The following is a 17,579-nucleotide window of genomic DNA, read 5'->3' on the forward strand; positions in this document are numbered from 1 at the left end:
ACTGGTCGGGCGCGGTCGCCGGAATGCTCCGCGGCTGCGCCCGACCTGTGAGTCGTCTGCTGACTGGCGACTGTCCGTGGGTCGGTCCGGGTGATGATCAGTTCGTGCGGGCTTGGCCTGGCCGGGACTGGGTGTCGCCGGTTTTCGGCTAGTCGCTTATCCGCTTCGGAACTCCCACAGCGCTGTTGTGGATTGGCGCGCTCGGATTTGGCGGGGCTCGCCTGAAGTGGCCGCCGGTCGCCGCCGCTCAGCGGCCAGGCCGTGAGTGCTGCTGAGCCGCGGTTGCCCAAGAACGGCGAGGCTGTGAGCGCGGGGGTGGTCGCGCCGCGGTTGCCGCTGAATGGCCAAAGCTGTGCCAGGGTGATGGTTGGGCCTGGGTTGCCACTGAACGGCGAGGCAGTGGGCGCGGAGGCGGCCGGGTGGTAGTTGCCACGGAACGGCTAGACCGCGGGCGGGGAACCGACCGGGTGGCGGTTGCCACTGAACGGCCAGGCCGAGGGCGGGGGACCGGCCGGGTGGCGGTTGCCACTGAACGGCGACGCCGTGGGTGCCGAAGCGGCCGTGGGCGTGGTGGCCACTGAACGGCTAGGCCGTGTCAGCGGAGATGGCCGGGCCGCAGTTGCCGCTGAATGGCCGGACTGTGAGTCGCGGAAACAGCTGATCGCGGTTGCCGCCGAGTGGCGAGGATGTCGGCTTGGACGTGGCGATCCCGTTGTCGCCATTGGGTGGCGAGGGCTGGTCGAAGCGCTGGCGTGGTCCGCCGGGGCCGGGAGTCCCTGGTGGGTCCGGCCCCGGTCTGGTCAGTGGTCGGTCAGGTCAGCAGTCGACCGGTTCCTGGGCTCGGCGGGCGAACTCGGGGGCGTGCTCGGGCCGGAAGCCGACGCCTAGCACGAGCGCCGGGAAGAACGCGAGCTTCGGGAAACGCGAGAACACCTTGATCATCTGCTGTGGCGGCCCGTCGCGGCGGCCGTCCATGACCGGGTGCATCACGAACCGGTGGAGCACCCGCTGGATGGTCTGGACAGCGATCGTCGGCAGGATGCGGCGGGTGCGAATGGCTTTCAGCTCCGCTTCGGTTGGACGGCCGCGGAGGAGCGCCTCCGCCAGCAAGCTTGCCGCGGCGACCGCGTCCTGCACCGCCAGGTTGATCCCGACGCCACCCACGGGCGACATCGCGTGAGCCGCGTCGCCGATGCAGAGGAGGCCATCGGTGTGCCAGCGGTGCAGGCGGTTGACGCGGACGTTGAGGAACTTCACGTCTTCCATCGACTTGAGTTCGTCGATGCGGTCGGTGTACTCCGGGCAGACTTCGGTGACGTTGTGCCGGAAGCTCTCGATGCCCGCCGCGCGCAGATCTTCGCCCTTCGGCGCGAGGTAAGCGATCTGGTAGTAGCCGGTGCGGGGGAGCGGGACGGCGAAGCGGCGGTGGCGCATTCGCGGCATCAGCGTCGCGCCGGCCTCCTCGTCGTACCGGGGCAGGCGGAACCACCAGGCGTCGAACGGCGTGTCGTACTCCTTCGGCTCCAGCCCGGCGGATCGGCGGGCTAGTGACCATCGCCCGTCGGCGGCGATGACCAGGTCAGCGCGCAGTTCGCCCTCGACGCCCTCGGCGGTCCGGTACCGCACGCCGTCGACGCGGGAGCCTGAGCGGAGAAGCCCGGTCATCTCCGTCTCGAGCCGCAGAGTGAACGTCGGCTCCTTCTGCGCGGCCTCCGCGAGGAGATTGAGGAGGTCCCACTGCGGGACCATCGCGATGTAGGGGTGCGGCACTTTCAACAGGGACAGGTCGGCCAGCTTCATCGTCCCGCCGCTTTCAAGCGGGAAGCCGGCCGAAGACACCTCGCTGTGCGGCAGCGCGTCGAACTTCTCGCCGAGGCCGAGCTCGTCGAGCAGCGTGAGCGTGGACGGGTGCACCGTGTCCCCGCGGAAGTCCCGAAGGAAGTCCGGGTGCTTCTCCAGCACCGTCACCTCGACGCCGGCCCTCGCCAGGATCAGGCCGGTGACCATCCCGGCCGGCCCGCCGCCGACGACCACGCACCCTGTGCGCTCGTCCATCTCCCTCATCTCCCTCTTATTCATCACATGTTGAATAAGAGGAGCATGCACCCGGCGGTGGCAACTCGTCAAGGCCGGCGCTCGCGGACGGTCCGATCGGGCTACCGCGTCGACAACTGTCCTCATGCGACTGATTGCCGGAGTTTTCCGTCAGTGGCTCGTCCCGATCCGTCCGGATTCCACGCCGTAACGAGATGCATTTCACTGTGAGCGACGAAGCCGGGTAACCAAGTCCGTCACGGCCTATCGCGGATCCCGATCATCGGGCATGGGATGCGGCGTCCGAGAGTGCCGACCGCGGGTATGGTCAGGGTGGGAACTTTCAATGCCTGTAAGGGTTTTGCGGCTCTTCGAGTGGTGATCCAGGGATAGGACGGCGGGGTATCGGCTTTCACTCGACCGGCCGTGCGGCGAGTTGATCGGATAAACGGACGGCCACTTTCCGCCCACCGGGAGTAGAGCCGTTGCGCCGAAATAGCCCAGCTGCTATCACCTTTTTGGCCGCGTTGCGAACGCGGCGAGTGTCCTAGCCTCACGGGGTGGATTTCGCCGTGGCATCAGGGACCCCTTCGCGCACCGCCCCGCCGGCGCCCGCCGGCCCCGAACCGTGGGCGCCGCCCCAGCTGCGGCTGGTTTGCCTCGACATCGACGACACCCTGATCGACTGCACCGCCGCGATCCGCCGCACCCTGACCGCCCTGACCGGGCGCGGTGATCTCTGGCCGTTGTGGGACTTGATCACCGAGGAGCACGTGGCGATGGTCGTCGCCGGGCAACTCGGCTACGACGTGATGCACCACCGCCGTACCGAGTGTTTCCTCGCGGAGCTGGGCATTCTCGCGGACTTCGCGCAGGTGGCCTCGTTCGAAGAACGCCGGCGCGACATCCTTTCGCAGTCCTGGCAGCTGTTTGACGACGTGACGCAGTGCCTCGAGTGGCTTCGTGCGGCCGGCCTGCAGCTCGCCGCCGTGACGAACGCCTCGGGGGCCCACCAGCGGCGGAAGATCGCGGACCTGGGGCTTGCGCCGTTCTTCGACCATGTCGCCATCGCGGGGGAGCTCGGCGTCGCCAAGCCGGACCCACTGATGTTCCACTCGGCCTGCCTGGCGCTCGGCTGCGACCCGGCCCAGACGGTCCACGTCGGAGACAAGCTCGACACCGACGCGATCGGCGCGCAGGACGCCGGCCTCGGCGCCGTCTGGCTCGACCGCGACGGCACGAGTCGCACCGGCGAGCGCGCGCCCGCGGGTGTACACACGGTAACCAGTCTCGCCGAGCTGCCTGAGCTGCTGGTTTCCGAGTACGTGACGGTCGGCGTCCCGGCCCAGCGTGCGGCGGGGACCCCCGCTGCGCAGCTGCGGGACCGCGTGCTCTAGTATTTCTCCTCGTGCGGTGCTGAACCAGGTCAAACTGGGAAAGCGCCACACTGGGGTATGGTGTAATTGGCAGCACGACTGGTTCTGGTCCAGTTAGTCTAGGTTCGAGTCCTGGTACCCCAGCTGCGGAGAGAGACCCCCTTGCAGGGCGGGAAAGCGGCTCTGGTAAGTTCTCTCTCGCAAGAAAACAGAAAAAGCCCCGGAAACGGGGAAAGTTCCTAAGCCCCCGTCGTCTAGCGGCCTAGGACGCCGGCCTCTCACGCCGGTAGCGTGGGTTCGAATCCCATCGGGGGTACAGCACAAACCCTGGCTCAGCTTGCTCGCTGAGCCGGGGTTTTTTGCGTTTGGCCTGCTGTTGCTGAGCGTGTTCGTGGGGCTCGCGGGTGCTGTGGCACGGTCCGTTCGGTACGGGCCGGGGGATGCCGCGCCGAGGGATGGCGGTGGGCCCTGAGGGGCTGCGAACCGTGGGCGGGCGCGGCGCCGGTGGTCTGCGGGACGACCGTGGTCGGGCCCGGCGGTGACCGTTGGTTGGCGGTGGGCTGGACGGTGGGGACTGTCGAAGCGCTGCTCTTTGACGATCGGCCGCTCTGGATCGCTTGACGGTGGTTGTGTGGGTCGGTCTGGATGGCTTGTTGGTGAGGACGGTCATGGTTGGGCTGGTCCGGGCGGCTTGGTGGTGACGGCGGCCGTTGGTGGGGCAGTCCGGATGGCTTGCCGATGCTCGTGGGCTGGCCGGTCTGGATCGCTTGGTGGTGACGAAGGTCTGAGGTGGTCGGGCCAGACGGATTGTCGGGGCGATGGCGCTGGCGCGTGCTCCGTGGACGGGCGCAGGTCTGGTGGTCTGCTGACGACGGCAGTCCGAGGTGGGCTGGGCCGAGCGGATCGTCGGGTTGGTGGTTGCTGGCGCGTGCTCTTCGGGCTAGGGGCTGGTCCGGTGGTCTGCTGGCGACGGTGGTTCGAGTGCGGGTGGATCGTCGGCGTGGTGGTTGTTGGCGCATGTTCCGCGGATGAGGTGGGCCGGTCTGGTGGTCCGCTCGAGTTGGTGGTTCGGAGGTGGGCCGTTTTAGGCGGGCTGCCGAGGTGATGATCGCTGGGGCACGCATTGTGTGCGGGGGATGGGTGAGCCTGGTGGCTCACCGGGCGGCGGTCATTTGGCGGTGATCATTGGGCGGGGTCACGAGGTGCCGAGCAGGTCTAGCGGTTCTGTCGGGGCGATGGTGACTGGGCGGCGGAGCTGATCTTGTTCTCCGCCGGGGCGGTTCGGGGTGACTTCAATTGAACCGCGACTTCGTCGGGATTATGGAACGTCGACTTGATCGAGAGTGGCGGACGTCGACTCGATCAGGAGGGGCGGAGGTCGACTTCATTGGGAGTGGTGAATTCGCTGTGACCGGTGAGTTCGTTCGGGGTGGGGTTTCGGGTTAGGGGTAGTCGGCGAGTTGGCGGCGCGTTCTTTAGGAGGGCGGGTGGATTGCCATCGCTTTGGGACACTCGGGGTGGTGGGTGCTCGGGGCGGGCTGGCGGTCGGTCTGGCTGTCGTTCGGCGGGTCGTGAGTTGGCTGAGGGCGGCATTGGACTTCGGGCGGGCGTTCGGGTTGCTGACTTGTCGTCGGGATCGGGACGGTCCGAGGTGTTCTGGAGTCGCAGTTTGGGCGGTGGCTTGTTCTGGGGCGTGCCCGAGACCGCGGTTCTTGTTTGGCGGGCACTGCGGGTTCTGTGGCCCTGCCTGACGGCCGCGGGTCGGTGTGGTCGAAGTTGTCGCGTCTACATGCGACTGGTGGGCGCCGAGGTACTGCCTTCATGCCGGTTGGCCTGGCGGGAGATGTCTTCTGGATCGGCCGTTTAGTGGCAGTAAAGCGAAACGGAGGGTCGACTGGCGGCATCTCGACCGGCGGACAGCAGGCGTGGGGACGGAAGCAGCCAGGGGGACGACCAGGCAGTCAGATATGCAGGGAAGGCGACTGGCAGACGCGGCAACAGGGCGGGCAAGGCAACTGAGTGGACTGGCTTCCATCGGGCAAGGTAGCCCGGCCGGCCGGGTGGCAAGCAGGCTGCCAGGGCAAGCAAACAAGGTGACCAAGCGGGCAAGGCGGCAAACAAAGCTGACGAGGCAAGCGGGAGCCACGCGGGCAAGGCGGCCGGGCGGACAAGGTGGCAGCAAACAAGGCAGCAGGGCAAAGAAGGCAGTCAGGTGGTAAGCGGGCTGGCCGGGCACGAGCGAGGTGGGCAAGCAAGCTGCCTAGGTAACCGGGGCAGGCAAGGCAGCAAGCGGGCCAACCAACCAGGCAGGCGGGCAAGAGCCGGCTGGGCGGACAAGCATGCTGGGTGCGCAAGGCGACCAGCCTGGCGGGCTCGGCAACCAGCTGGCGGGGACGGCAACCAGCTGGCTGGGAAGGCAAGCAGGCTGGCAGACAAGCAGGAGAGAAACAGGCAGGGCCCCAACCACGCCGTGGTTGGGGCCCTGCCTGGTGAAAATCCTCGCCAGTGGGAGAGGGTTACTTCTTCTTCGCAGCGGAGGTGCGCTTGGCCGGGGCCTTGGCGGCGGGCTTCTTGGCCGCGGTGGTCTTCGCGGCGGTCGCCTTCGCGGCCGGCTTGGCGGCGGCCTTCGTTGCGGTGGCCTTGGCGGCCGGCTTCGCGGCGGCCTTGGCGCGGGTGGTGGTGGCCTTGGCCGCAGTTGCCTTCGCGGCGGGCTTGGCGGTGGCCTTGGTGGCCCTCGCCTTCGTCGCGGGGGCCTTGGTGGCCGTGGCCTTCGCGGCGGGCTTCGCTGCCGTGGCGCGGGTCCGCGTGGTGGTGGCGCGGGTGGTCGCCGGGCGGGAGGCCGTCGCGCGGGTTGCCGTCGCACGCGTGGTGGTGGCGCGGGCGGGGGTGGCGGTGGCGCGTTTGACGGCGGTGGCCTTGGGCAGCTTTTTGGTGCCCGAGATGACGTCCTTGAAGGTGGTGCCGGCGCGGAAGGCGGGCACGTTGGTCTTCTTCACCTTCACGGTCTCACCGGTGCGCGGGTTCCGTGCGGTGCGGGCGGCGCGGGCACGCTTCTCGAACACACCGAACCCGGTGATGTTCACCTTCTCGCCCTTGTTGACCGTCCGGATGATGATGTCGACGAGACCGTCGACGGCCTCCGAAGCAACCTTTTTGTCGCCCAGACGCTCCGACAGCGCCTCGATCAGCTGGGCCTTGTTGGCCATTCCAGTCCTCCAAGAAGAACTCTTCGTCCACGGCCACGTCGGCCGAACCTCAATACAGTATTACCCATGACGTTGCAAAGTCCAAACGGGACCCTTCGAGTTTCCTTGTACCCAAGGCAATCCGGGGTCTCCGGAGTGGCTTGTGACGGCCTCCGGATATTCGCTCTCCTGTTCGATTGCCGACGGCAAAAGGGCTTCTATCAGCGGTTTCGCCGGAAGTCCTGTGCCCGTGAGTGAAATACCGTGGTCCACAAACGACTGTTCGGCGATCGGCCGACCGGGTTTGCGACTGTCCGCGTGTCGGCCTTGCGGGAACGGCGCCGAGGGGTCGCTCCGGCAACCCGACGGCGACCGGAGCGAGGCGCGTGCGGTCGGCGGTCGAGCAAAACCGGGGGCGTCCACTGAGGACGATCAGACCGGCTCGGTGATGTGGGAGAGCGCGAAGTACCGCTCGTCGGTGTAGGCCGCGCAGGTGTCGGTCCGCAGGTCCCAGATCTTGCGTGACAGTTCGAACAAATCACCCAGGTACAGGTGCAGCGCGATGGAGCGTCCGGCGGTCCGGTTGCCGACCGCGTGGATCACGTGCTCGTCCATCGGCAGCACGCCGCCCGCGGCGGTTTCGATCTCCGCGACGGGGATGACGGCAGGGCCCTCGGCGCGGTAGAAGGTGTTCGTCTCTCGGCCATGGAGGACGGCGACGCACGCGGGGATCAGGTGATCGTGCGGCGGGTACTCGGTGCGGGGCGGGATTTCGACGCGCAGCAAGGTCGGCGCCGGCTCCGCGTAGAGCACCTGCTCGTCCGAACCGCCGCCGGGCAGCCACGACAGGACGTCGCCCGCCGAGTCCGCGACGAGTTCCTGGAGCCGGCGCAGGGCGGCGATCGGGTCCGGCGCGGTGGTGGCGCGGCGCGCATCCTGGACGAGTTCGGTCAAGGTCATCGTGGGGTCCGTCCACCGGAGATCGTGCGCGGGCGGGGGTCACCGCCGCGGAAGCTTCCCGCCGGCGTCCGTCTCGCGCTGGTGGACAAGCGCGGCCGGTTTTGGTGACCGCCACCGGAGTCGGACGTCCTGTCGTTCACCCGCTCGGCGCAACGGCAGACGGCGCCGTGCAATCCCCGCGCGGTTGCCGGTCCCCGCGTGCGCTGGTGAAATGCGCGCATGAGCGAGAAACTGACCGACCCCGCCGTGCTGGCCTTCGTGACTGCGCTGAACTCGGGTGACCGGACGGCGTTCCGCGCCGCGCTCACCGACGACGCCGCGATGTCCGACGACGGCACGGAACGGGACCTCGAAGACTGGACCGAGCGCGAGATCTTCAGCTCCCAGGGCCATCTCGACACGGATTCGCTGGAGTCCGTGGCCGAGGGCGGCCGGTCGTTCGTGACGACCTACTCCAACGCCACCTGGGGCGGCATGCGCACCCGCTGGCACTTCGTGGTGCGCGACGGGAAGATCGCGCGCTTCGAGACCGGGCAGGCCTGACCGGGCACATCTGAAAACAAAGGCCGTCTCCCCTTCGGCAAGGGGAGACGGCCGGGTTCGGACGTGGTGGGAGGGTAGCGGGTTCAGAGGCGCTCTTGCAGCGCGTCGGCGGCCGCGAGGAGGTCGGCGGCCCAGCGGGCGCCCGGCTTGCGGCCGATCCGTTCGACCGGACCGGAAACCGAGACCGCGGCCACCACGGTCCCGGACGAATCGCGCACCGGCGCCGAAACGCTCGCCACACCCGGTTCCCGTTCGGCGACGCTCTGCGCCCAGCCGCGCCGGCGGACCTCCAGCAGCGTGCGCTCGCCGTAGACGGCGTCGGCCAGGATCGTGCGCTGGGTGTGCGGATCCGACCACGCCGCAAGGACCTTCGCGCCGGAGCCGGCCGTCATCGGCAGCCGGGAGCCGATCGGGACGGTGTCGCGCAGGCCACTCGGCGGCTCGGCCGTCGAGACGCACACCCGCTGAACGCCGTCACGCCGGTACAGCTGCACGCTTTCGCCGGTGATGTCCCGGAGCTTGGGCAGCACCGAACCCGCCGCGTCGAGCAGGGGGTCGGTCGAACCGCCCGCCAGTTCCGCGAGCGCGGTGCCCGGCCGCCAACGGCCGTCCGGACCCCTGCGCAGCAGGCGATGCACCTCAAGGCCCACCGCGAGGCGGTGCGCTGTCGCTCTCGGCAACCCCGTGCGGGTGCACAGTTCCGCTAGCCCACAGGGGTCTTCGGCCACGGCCTGCAACACCGCCACGGCTTTGTCCAGTACTCCGATACCGCTATGCTGTCCCACGACTCGATACTAACTTCCCGCACTTTGGGAAGTCCAGAATCTGGGAAAAACGAACTCGAGCTGCGCGTGTGACGTGGCTCGCCACGTCTTCGCCGCGTCGCCCGAGTTCCTTGCTCCCGCCGACCCCATTGGAAGGAGCCGGAGATGACCAGCCCGACCGGCAAGGCCCGTACGCTGGCGGAGAAGGTGTGGGAAAGCCACCTCGTGCGCCGAGGCGAAGGCGCCGAGCCGGACCTGCTCTACATCGACCTCCACCTGGTGCACGAAGTGACCAGCCCGCAGGCGTTCGACGGCCTGCGCCTGGCCGGGCGCCCGGTGCGCCGTCCCGACCTCACGATCGCGACCGAGGACCACAACGTCCCGACGGTGGACATCGACCTGCCGATCGCCGATCCGGTTTCGCGGACCCAGGTCGACACCCTTCGCCGCAACTGCAAGGAGTTCGGTGTCCGGCTGCACCCGATGGGTGACGCGGAGCAGGGCATCGTGCACGTCATCGGCCCGCAGCTCGGCCTCACCCAGCCCGGCACCACCGTGGTCTGCGGCGACAGCCACACCTCCACCCACGGCGCGTTCGGCGCGATGGCGTTCGGCATCGGCACCTCGGAGGTCGAGCACGTGCTCGCCACCCAGACCCTGCCGCTCCGTCCATTCAAGACGATGTCGATCACCGTCGACGGCACGCTGCGCCCCGGCGTCACGGCCAAGGACGTGATCCTCGCCGTGATCGCCAAGATCGGCACCGGCGGCGGGCAGGGCTACGTGCTCGAGTACCGCGGCAAGGCCATCGAGGCGCTCTCGATGGAAGCCCGCATGACCGTGTGCAACATGTCGATCGAGGCGGGCGCGCGCGCCGGCATGATCGCCCCGGACGAGACGACGTTCGCTTACCTGAAGGGCCGTCCGCACGCCCCGCAGGGCGCGGACTGGGACGCCGCGGTGGCGAACTGGCGCGAGCTGCGCACCGACGACGGCGCCGAGTTCGACGCCGAGGTGCACCTCGACGCCGACGAGCTGACCCCGTTCGTGACCTGGGGCACCAACCCCGGCCAGGGCCTGCCGCTGGGCGCGAACGTGCCCGACCCGGCCGCCATCGCCGACGAGAACGAGCGGTTCGCGGCCGAGAAGGCCCTGTCCTATATGGACCTGAAGCCCGGCATGCCGCTGCGTGAGGTGACCGTGGACACGGTCTTCCTCGGCTCGTGCACCAACGGCCGGATCGAGGACCTGCGGGCCGCGGCGGAGGTGCTGCGCGGGCGCAAGGTGGCCGGCTCGGTCCGGATGCTCGTGGTGCCCGGCTCGATGCGCGTGCGCAAGGCCGCCGAGGAGGAGGGCCTGGACGAGGTCTTCACCGCGGCCGGCGCCGAGTGGCGGCAGGCGGGCTGCTCGATGTGCCTCGGCATGAACCCGGACCAGCTCGCCCCCGGCGAGCGCAGCGCGTCGACCTCCAACCGCAACTTCGAGGGCCGGCAGGGCAAGGGCGGGCGCACGCACCTGGTGTCGCCGCTCGTGGCCGCGGCCACGGCCGTCCGGGGGACGCTCTCCTCCCCCGACGACCTGGTCCCCGCCACCGTCTGAGACCCCCTGACGCCCGAGACAAGGAGCTCCCACCATGGAACCGTTCACCCAGCACACCGGCGTCGGGGTCCCGCTGCGCCGGTCCAACGTGGACACTGACCAGATCATCCCGGCCGTGTACCTCAAGCGCGTGACCCGCACCGGCTTCGAGGACGGCCTGTTCGCCGCCTGGCGCGGCCAGGAGGACTTCATCCTCAACCAGGAGCCGTTCGACCGGGGCAGCGTCCTGGTCGCCGGCCCCGACTTCGGCACCGGCTCCTCGCGTGAGCACGCCGTGTGGGCGCTGATGGACTACGGCTTCCGCGCCGTCATCTCCGCCCGCTTCGCCGACATCTTCCGGGGCAACTCCGGCAAGGGCGGGCTGGTGGCCGCGCAGTGCCAGCAGTCGGATGTCGAGCTGCTGTGGAAGCTGCTCGAGAACGAGCCCGGCACGGAGGTCACGGTCGACCTGGAGACCAAGACCGTGCGAGCCAAGGACTTCACCGCGCCGTTCGAGATCGACGACTACGTCCGGTGGCGGCTGCTCGAAGGACTGGACGACATCGCCCTCACCCTCCGGCACGCGGAAGAGATCACCGAGTTCGAGTCCGCCCGCCCGTCCTGGAAGCCCGTGACCGTCCCGATCGCGGCCTCCTAGCCCTGGTCAGGGGCACGGTTTCCGTTGCCGAGCTCGGAATCCGTGCCCCCGCACCAGGTCCGTTGAAACCTTCGAAACCACGCCGAACGGCACCTCCCAGCGGACCCGAACGGGTCCCTCCGGAGGCGGAACCACCCCCGATGCAAGGGAAATTTCCGCGCGCCGTTTGGAATTTGTGCTGCGTTGGTAATACCGTGTGCGCTAGTCGGCCGACGTGGCCGTGGACGAAGAGTTCTTCTTGGAGGACTGGAATGGCCAACAAGGCCCAGCTGATCGAGGCGCTGTCGGAGCGTCTGGGCGACAAAAAGGTTGCTTCGGAGGCCGTCGACGGTCTCGTCGACATCATCATCCGGACGGTCAACAAGGGCGAGAAGGTGAACATCACCGGGTTCGGTGTGTTCGAGAAGCGTGCCCGCGCCGCCCGCACCGCACGGAACCCGCGCACCGGTGAGACCGTGAAGGTGAAGAAGACCAACGTGCCCGCCTTCCGCGCCGGCACCACCTTCAAGGACGTCATCTCGGGCACCAAAAAGCTGCCCAAGGCCACCGCCGTCAAACGCGCCACCGCCACCCCCGCCCGCGCCACCACCACGCGTGCAGCGGCGACGACGCGTGCGGCCGCCACCCGCCCGGCGACCACGCGGACCCGTGCCACCGCGGCGAAGCCCGCCGCCAAGGCCACCGCCACCAAGACGGCCGCGAAGCCGGCCGCCCGCGCGACGGCCGCCAAGGCGACCGCGGCGAAGACGACCACGCGGACCCGCGCCACCGCAGCGAAGCCGGCCGCCAAGGCGACCGCGACGAAGGCCGCTGCCAAGCCGGCCGCGAGGGCGACTGCCGCGAAGACCACCGCGGCCAAGAAGCCCGCCGCCAAGGCTCCGGCCAAGCGCACCTCCGCTGCGAAGAAGAAGTAGGCAGTTGTAGCCACCTCTCGAGGCGAGCAACGGCAGGGCCCCACCCGAACCACGGGTGGGGCCCTGCCGCATGTTCGGGGCCGGTTCTGTGAATCGGCTGTGTGACAGGGCATTTCGGTGGGGTGGGGTGGGCTGGTGGGGCGGAAGGTGGCTGGGAGGCGGGTTTTCGGGCCGGCCGGGCGCTTGCTTGGGTTAGGGGTTTGCGGCTGGCCGCTGTTGGCTTCGGGCTTGCGGCCGGCGGCCGGTGGTTTTGGCCGTGGGTTTGTTGCTGGTCGACTGGGGATTTCGGCTACGGGTCAGTGATTGGCGGCTGGTGGTTTGAGTCTTGAGGTCTGGCTGGTGGGGCCAGGGGTTTGTGAGTGGTCACTGCTGGCGCGGACATAGGGTTTCCGACTGGCCACCGCTGTCGCGGGTGACTGGCTACCGTGGCGTAGGCCTTGGGATTCGCGGCCGGCGGTCTGGCCCCTGGGCCTTGGCTGGCGGACGTTGGTGGGGCTTTGGGTTTGTTGCCGGCGGCTTGGGCCTTGGGTTCTGACTGACCACTGCGGGCATTGGGCGTGCGGTTGCCAGGCTGGGCCTTGGGCTCGGGCGCGCGGACACTGGCGGGCCTTGGGTTTGTGGCTGGCGGCCGCCGGGGTCTGGGCCTTGTAGCCGGGCTGGGGACCGGCTGCTGGGGGTGGGGTTCGCGTTGGGGCTTCGGGCTGCGCGCTTCGGTCTGGGCCCTGGGGTCGGCCGATTGGTATAGCTGGTAAGGAGTTCTTTGCGCGGCGAGCCGCCAAGCTGCGGGGGCAGATGCTGCTGAGAGTTGGCCGTCGTGAGCTGGTCGCGGTGTCCGTGGAGTCGTACTCCCTGTGGCCTGGCCGGGAAAGTCCCCTCCAGTGGTGGGATCGTGGCCACCCGGTCGGACGAGTGAGGGTCACGTCAGGTGTCTGTGGCTGGGTGTTCGGCGGCGGTCGCTGCGTTCGGGACGGTGCGCTGCTGCGGGCTGGAAGCCCGCCAGCGAGCCGTGGTTCGGCGGATGGTCCCAGGAGAGGGTGCGCGGGGACAACGTCGCTCAGCGGCCGTCCTGGCTGGGAGGCCGAGGCGACGCCGTCCCCCGAGTGGCGCAGCGATCGGCAGGTGGCAGTGGACAACAACTCGCGAGGCGCAACAGCGGGCCGCAACAAGCGGGGTGCAAGAGCGAGGCACGCAGTCAAGCGCGGACCTCGATCGAATTCCCCGGACTAAATCCGTCGGCCCGCAAAGGTGCCCGGGAGAGGCGTTTGCGTTATTGCCGATCTTCACCAGCATCGAATCGCAGCGCCTCCACAATGGAGGAACGTACGTTTCCGGTCAGGAGTGCGACGGCGCCGGGGAAGGCAGGGCGCTCGGGTAATAGTCGGCGCTCATCAGTTCCGGGCCGGTGCTGCCGGACGGCGGGCGGAACGTCAGCACCCACAGCGAGCCCTTTTTGCTGGGCACCACGCCGCCGCGGGAAGCGGTCAGCTCGATGCCGTCGCGGTCGGCCAGTGCGCTGATCAGGTCCGGGATCACCCCGCCCTGGCTGCTCACCAGGGGAGTGCCGCCGTCGCCCGCGATGGCGAGCAGGCGGGCGATCCCGAGGACCGGGTCGGGCCAATAACCCTCTTCCGACAGCAGGTGCTCGTGCCGCACCTCGACGCCGAGGTCCTCCGCGACGCCGGCCACCGTTTGCACGCAGCGCAGCCGCGGCGCGGACAGCACGCGGTCCGCGCCGAACAGCGGCACCAGCGCGCGCAGGGCTTCGGCCTGGCGGTGCCCGGCGTCGGACAGCGGGCGCAGGTCGTCGTCGCCGGTCCAGTCCTCGCGCTTGCCCGCCTTCGCGTGGCGCACCAGCAACACGGTGATCGACGACGGCGGCAGCGCGCAGAACTCCCGCAGCACCCGGACGTCGGTGTCCCGCGTCAGCAACCGCTCCGCCGCCGACGGGTCGAGCCAGCGCAGCTCGTCGACCTCGTCGTTGGCCTCGAAGGAGCCGGACACGGCTTCGCCGCTGAAATAGTCGACCGTCTTTTTCAGCACCCCGTCGCCGTGGCGGGCGGGCACGTCGTACGCGGTCTGCGCGACGTACCGGCCCAGCACGGCGCGAAAACCCGTCTCCTCACGGATCTCGCGGACGGCGGTGGCGGCGATCGTCTCGCCGGGGTCGACCTTGCCCTTGGGCAGCGACCAGTCGTCGTACCGCGGACGGTGGACCAGCGCCACCTCGAACGCGTCACCGGCGCCGCGCCACAGCACGGCGCCGGCCGCCCGTACGTCCGGGCTCATCCGGCGGCCCCGTGCAGCTTCGCCAGTTCGGTCTGGTGGTCGCGAACCTGCGAGCCCGCGGCGGGGAACGGCTGCCACTCGCCGGTGGCCGAAAGCACCCAGCAGCGCGTGGTCGGGTCGAGCGCCGAGTCGAGCACCGCGTCCAGCTGCTGCGTCAGCTTCGGGTCCTTGACCCGCACCAGCGCCTCGATCCGCCGGTCCAGGTTGCGGTGCATCATGTCCGCGCTGCCGATCCAGTGCGTGCCGCCGGCGCGGAAGTGGAACACCCGCGAGTGCTCCAGGAACCGGCCGAGGATCGACCGGACGCGGATGTTCTCGCTCAGCCCCGGCACTCCCGGCTTCAGCGCGCAGATCCCGCGCACCACCACGTCGACCTGCACCCCGGCCTGCGACGCGTGGTACAGCGCGTCGATCACCTGCTCGTCGACGAGCGAGTTGCACTTGATCCGGATCCCGGCCCGCTGCCCGGCGCGCGCCAGCTCGATCTCCTCGCCGATCGCGCGCACGATGCCGCGGCGGATGCCGTGCGGCGACGTGAGCAGCGTCCGGTAGGTGTCCTGGCGCGAGTAGCCGGTGAGGACGTTGAACAGGTCGGTGATGTCCGCGCCGACACTCGGGTCGGCCGTGAGCAGGCCGAGGTCTTCGTACAGGCGCGCGGTCTTCGGGTTGTAGTTGCCGGTGCCGATGTGGCAGTAGCGGCGGATGGTGGCGCCTTCCTGCCGCACCACCATCGACACCTTGCAGTGCGTCTTCAGGCCGACGAGTCCGTACACCACGTGCACGCCCGCGCGCTCCAGCGTGCGCGCCCAGGCGATGTTGGCCTGCTCGTCGAAGCGCGCCTTGATCTCCACCAGCGCCACGACCTGCTTGCCGGCCTCAGCGGCGTCGATCAGCGCGTCGACGATCGGGGAGTCGCCCGAGGTGCGGTACAGCGTCTGCTTGATCGCCAGCACCTTCGAGTCGGCCGCCGCCTGCTCGATGAAGCGCTGCACGCTCGTGGAGAACGAGTCGTACGGGTGGTGCACCAGCACGTCGCCCTCGCGCAGCGTCGCGAACACGCTCTTGGGCGTCTCGCGCTCGCCGAACGCCGGGTGCGTCGCCGGCACGAACGGCCGGTCCTTCAGCTCCTTGCGGTCCACACCGGACAGCTGGAACAGGCAGGTCAGGTCGAGCAGGCCGGGCACCTCGACCACGTCGGCCGGGTCCACCTCCAGCTCGCGCAGCAGCAGTTCGAGCATGTGCTCGCTCATGTCCTGCGCGACCTCGAGCCGCACCGGCGGGCCGAACCGGCGCTGGGCCAGCTCGCGCTCCAGCGCCTGCAGGAGGTCTTCGTCGCGGTCCTCTTCGACCTCGAAGTCGGCATTGCGGGTGACCCGGAAGATGTGGTGCTCCAGCACCTCCATGCCGGTGAACAGCTCGCCGAGGTGGGCGGCGATGAGCTCTTCGAGCGGCAGGAACGTCGCCGTGCGGCTGGTCCGCTCCTGCTCCACCCGCATCAGCCGCGGCACGTTGCTGGGCACCTTCACGCGAGCGAAGCGCTCGGTCCCGCCCTGCGGGTCGCGCACCGTCACGGCGAGGTTCAGCGACAGCCCGGAGATGTACGGGAACGGGTGCGCCGGGTCGACCGCCAGCGGTGTGAGCACCGGGAAGATCTGCTCGGAGAAGTAACTGGACAGCCGCAGCTGGTCGGCCCCGGCGAGGTCGGCCCAGCCGACGATCCGGATGTCCTGCTCCGCCAGCTCCGGGCGCAGGTGCTCCTCGAACGCGGCGGTGTGCCGCTCCACCAGGTCCTGGTTGCGCTTGGCGATGTAGTCCAGCTGCTCGCGCGGGGTGAGCCCGTCCGCGCTGCGCACCGGCAGGCCCGTCTCGTCGCGGCGCTTCAGGCCGGCCACACGGACCATGTAGAACTCGTCCAAATTGGACGCGAAGATGGCCAGGAACTTCGCCCGCTCGAGCAAGGCCTGCGACTCGTCCTCGGCCAGCGCGAGCACCCGCGCGTTGAAGTCCTGCCAGGAGAGCTCCCGGTTGAAGTACCGGTCGTCGGGCAGGGTCTCCACCGCGGTCGGCACGGTCGAGGTGACGGCCGGCGGCGCGGACGGCACGGCGCGGAACTCCTCGCCCGAGGCCTCCCTCGCGGCCGCACTCGCCGCGGTAGCGCGGGCGGTGATCTTCGCGAGCGCGGTCTTCCCGGACGCGTTCTTGGCGCCGGTGTTCTTCGACGCGCGGCTCTTCGGCGTCGCCGGCTTCGAGGCCGAAGCCCGGAGCGCGGCGGACTTCGACGGCGTGTTCTTGGGCTCGCTCTTCGACGCGGAAGCGTCCGTGGCGGTCTTGCGGGCCGCAGCGGAGACACCGGCTCTGGCTGCCGTGGCGCGCGCGGCGGTCGACTTCGCCGAACCCTGGACCGCGGCCGCGGGCTTAGGGGCCGCCTGGCCGGTGGCCGTCTTCCGGGCGGCCGAGCTCCGGCGGGGAGCGGGGTCCTTCGCGACCGGCTTCGCCGGGCTGGTCCCGCGTCGCCGGGCCTGCTGGCCGCTACGGGCTGGAGTGCTGCCGTCGTCTGTGCTCACGGGGCCCATTGTTCACTACAAAGCCACCGATTGCGCAGACCGCGGTGAAGGTCAAATGAACAGCTCAGCCCAGCGGCACGCAGGCCGTCCCCAGCACTGCGGCAGTGTGTTCCCCGACACCGAGCGAACAGGCGTGCCCGAGGTCGTCGGGAGTGTCCACGTCGCTGCGCAGCGAGACCAGCCCGCCGGCCAGCGGGGTGGCTCCGGAGCGGGTGTGCAGGCCCGCGGAGCCGACCCCGAACCGCGGGTCGAGCGGTGCGCCGGGCGCCGACAGCAGCAGCGTCGTGCCGGTGCCTTGCCGATCGGCGACGAACGCGCGCCGTCCCGCCGCTTCGCCCAGCGCCGTGGTCAGATCGGCCGGGCGCAGGGCGGGCAGGTCGGCCTGCAACGCGCCGATCACCCCGCCGGGTGAGGCCGCTCGCAGCAGCGCCTCGCCGTGCCGCAGCGCCTCGTTGAGGCCGGGCACCTCCGGCTCGGGCACGATCTCCGCGCCGAGCGCGGCCAATTCGGACACCGCCGCCGGGTCGGCCGCGACCACCAGCACCCGCCGCACGTGCGCGGCCGACGCCACCGCCGCCAGCGTGTCGTAGGCCAGCGCCAGTACCAGGTCGGGGTGCCGTTCGTCGGCGAGTGCGCCGCGCAGCCGCGACTTGCCCTCGCGCGGGTGCTTCAACGGCACGATCAGGTCCACGTCCACCCGTCCATCTTTACCCGAAA

At 69.7% G+C, this 17,579-nt stretch carries 12 protein-coding genes and 2 tRNA genes; 7 read left to right on the forward strand and 7 right to left on the reverse strand.

Annotated features, from left to right (window positions below; genetic code table 11):
• Positions 1-816 precede the first annotated feature (816 nt).
• Positions 817-2,055: an FAD-dependent oxidoreductase gene (locus OG371_RS25050; protein WP_329057535.1), complete on the reverse strand. Its 1,239-nt coding sequence runs from the start codon at positions 2,053-2,055 to the stop codon at positions 817-819.
• 539 nt (positions 2,056-2,594) lie between these two features.
• Here OG371_RS25050 and OG371_RS25055 point away from each other — a divergent pair.
• The 3 genes from OG371_RS25055 (at position 2,595) to OG371_RS25065 (ending at position 3,726) form a co-directional block, all read left to right on the forward strand.
• A complete protein-coding gene (locus OG371_RS25055; RefSeq protein WP_329057536.1) occupies positions 2,595-3,431 on the forward strand; it encodes an HAD family hydrolase in 837 nt (278 codons plus the stop codon).
• A gap of 51 nt (positions 3,432-3,482) precedes the next feature.
• Positions 3,483-3,554 (forward strand) — tRNA-Gln (locus OG371_RS25060).
• Between the two features lie 99 nt (positions 3,555-3,653).
• A tRNA-Glu gene (locus OG371_RS25065) sits at positions 3,654-3,726 on the forward strand.
• A gap of 2,200 nt (positions 3,727-5,926) precedes the next feature.
• Here OG371_RS25065 and OG371_RS25070 read toward each other — a convergent pair.
• Complete coding sequence (locus OG371_RS25070) at positions 5,927-6,616, reverse strand: HU family DNA-binding protein (RefSeq protein ID WP_329057538.1); 690 nt, start codon at positions 6,614-6,616, stop codon at positions 5,927-5,929.
• Between the two features lie 411 nt (positions 6,617-7,027).
• The gene (locus OG371_RS25075; protein WP_329057540.1) at positions 7,028-7,555 is read right to left on the reverse strand and encodes a hypothetical protein; all 528 of its coding nucleotides are present in this window, start codon (positions 7,553-7,555) and stop codon (positions 7,028-7,030) included.
• Between the two features lie 219 nt (positions 7,556-7,774).
• Between OG371_RS25075 and OG371_RS25080 the strand changes: the two genes are divergently transcribed.
• The gene (locus OG371_RS25080; RefSeq protein ID WP_329057541.1) at positions 7,775-8,098 is read left to right on the forward strand and encodes a nuclear transport factor 2 family protein; all 324 of its coding nucleotides are present in this window, start codon (positions 7,775-7,777) and stop codon (positions 8,096-8,098) included.
• Between the two features lie 83 nt (positions 8,099-8,181).
• Here the strand turns inward: OG371_RS25080 and OG371_RS25085 are convergent, their stop codons facing one another.
• Positions 8,182-8,883 (reverse strand): IclR family transcriptional regulator, encoded by a 702-nt coding sequence (locus OG371_RS25085; protein ID WP_177231881.1) that lies wholly within the window; start codon positions 8,881-8,883, stop codon positions 8,182-8,184.
• 144 nt (positions 8,884-9,027) lie between these two features.
• Between OG371_RS25085 and leuC the strand changes: the two genes are divergently transcribed.
• From leuC to OG371_RS25100, 3 genes are all read left to right on the forward strand, one after another.
• The gene (gene leuC, locus OG371_RS25090) at positions 9,028-10,461 is read left to right on the forward strand and encodes a 3-isopropylmalate dehydratase large subunit (protein WP_329057543.1); all 1,434 of its coding nucleotides are present in this window, start codon (positions 9,028-9,030) and stop codon (positions 10,459-10,461) included.
• A 34-nt stretch (positions 10,462-10,495) separates the two neighbouring features.
• Positions 10,496-11,098: a 3-isopropylmalate dehydratase small subunit gene (gene leuD, locus OG371_RS25095; RefSeq protein ID WP_329057544.1), complete on the forward strand. Its 603-nt coding sequence runs from the start codon at positions 10,496-10,498 to the stop codon at positions 11,096-11,098.
• 251 nt (positions 11,099-11,349) lie between these two features.
• Positions 11,350-12,012 (forward strand): HU family DNA-binding protein, encoded by a 663-nt coding sequence (locus OG371_RS25100; RefSeq protein WP_329057545.1) that lies wholly within the window; start codon positions 11,350-11,352, stop codon positions 12,010-12,012.
• Positions 12,013-13,344: 1,332 nt separating this feature from the next.
• Here the strand turns inward: OG371_RS25100 and OG371_RS25105 are convergent.
• From OG371_RS25105 to cofC, 3 genes are all read right to left on the reverse strand, one after another.
• Complete coding sequence (locus OG371_RS25105; RefSeq protein ID WP_329057547.1) at positions 13,345-14,298, reverse strand: NUDIX hydrolase; 954 nt, start codon at positions 14,296-14,298, stop codon at positions 13,345-13,347.
• A complete protein-coding gene (locus OG371_RS25110) occupies positions 14,295-16,862 on the reverse strand; it encodes an RNA degradosome polyphosphate kinase (protein ID WP_442875980.1) in 2,568 nt (855 codons plus the stop codon). Before OG371_RS25110 ends, OG371_RS25105 begins: the two co-directional genes overlap by 4 nt.
• A 64-nt stretch (positions 16,863-16,926) precedes the next feature.
• On the reverse strand, positions 16,927-17,559 hold the full coding sequence (cofC, locus tag OG371_RS25115) for a 2-phospho-L-lactate guanylyltransferase (protein WP_329057549.1): 633 nt from the start codon (positions 17,557-17,559) through the stop codon (positions 16,927-16,929).
• Positions 17,560-17,579: the final 20 nt, after the last annotated feature.

The organism is Amycolatopsis sp. NBC_01480 (assembly GCF_036227205.1).
In the GTDB taxonomy this organism is placed as follows: Bacteria; Actinomycetota; Actinomycetes; order Mycobacteriales; family Pseudonocardiaceae; genus Amycolatopsis.

Excerpts from the sequence above, each read along its gene's own strand:
- OG371_RS25050 (WP_329057535.1), bottom strand. The coding sequence starts at position 2,055 with ATGGACGAGCGCACAGGGTGCGTGGTCGTCGGCGGCGGGCCGGCCGGG.
- OG371_RS25070 (WP_329057538.1), bottom strand. The coding sequence starts at position 6,616 with ATGGCCAACAAGGCCCAGCTGATCGAGGCGCTGTCGGAGCGTCTGGGC.
- OG371_RS25075 (WP_329057540.1), bottom strand. The coding sequence starts at position 7,555 with ATGACCTTGACCGAACTCGTCCAGGATGCGCGCCGCGCCACCACCGCG.
- OG371_RS25080 (WP_329057541.1), top strand. The coding sequence starts at position 7,775 with ATGAGCGAGAAACTGACCGACCCCGCCGTGCTGGCCTTCGTGACTGCG.
- leuC (WP_329057543.1), top strand. The coding sequence starts at position 9,028 with ATGACCAGCCCGACCGGCAAGGCCCGTACGCTGGCGGAGAAGGTGTGG.
- leuD (WP_329057544.1), top strand. The coding sequence starts at position 10,496 with ATGGAACCGTTCACCCAGCACACCGGCGTCGGGGTCCCGCTGCGCCGG.
- OG371_RS25100 (WP_329057545.1), top strand. The coding sequence starts at position 11,350 with ATGGCCAACAAGGCCCAGCTGATCGAGGCGCTGTCGGAGCGTCTGGGC.
- OG371_RS25105 (WP_329057547.1), bottom strand. The coding sequence starts at position 14,298 with ATGAGCCCGGACGTACGGGCGGCCGGCGCCGTGCTGTGGCGCGGCGCC.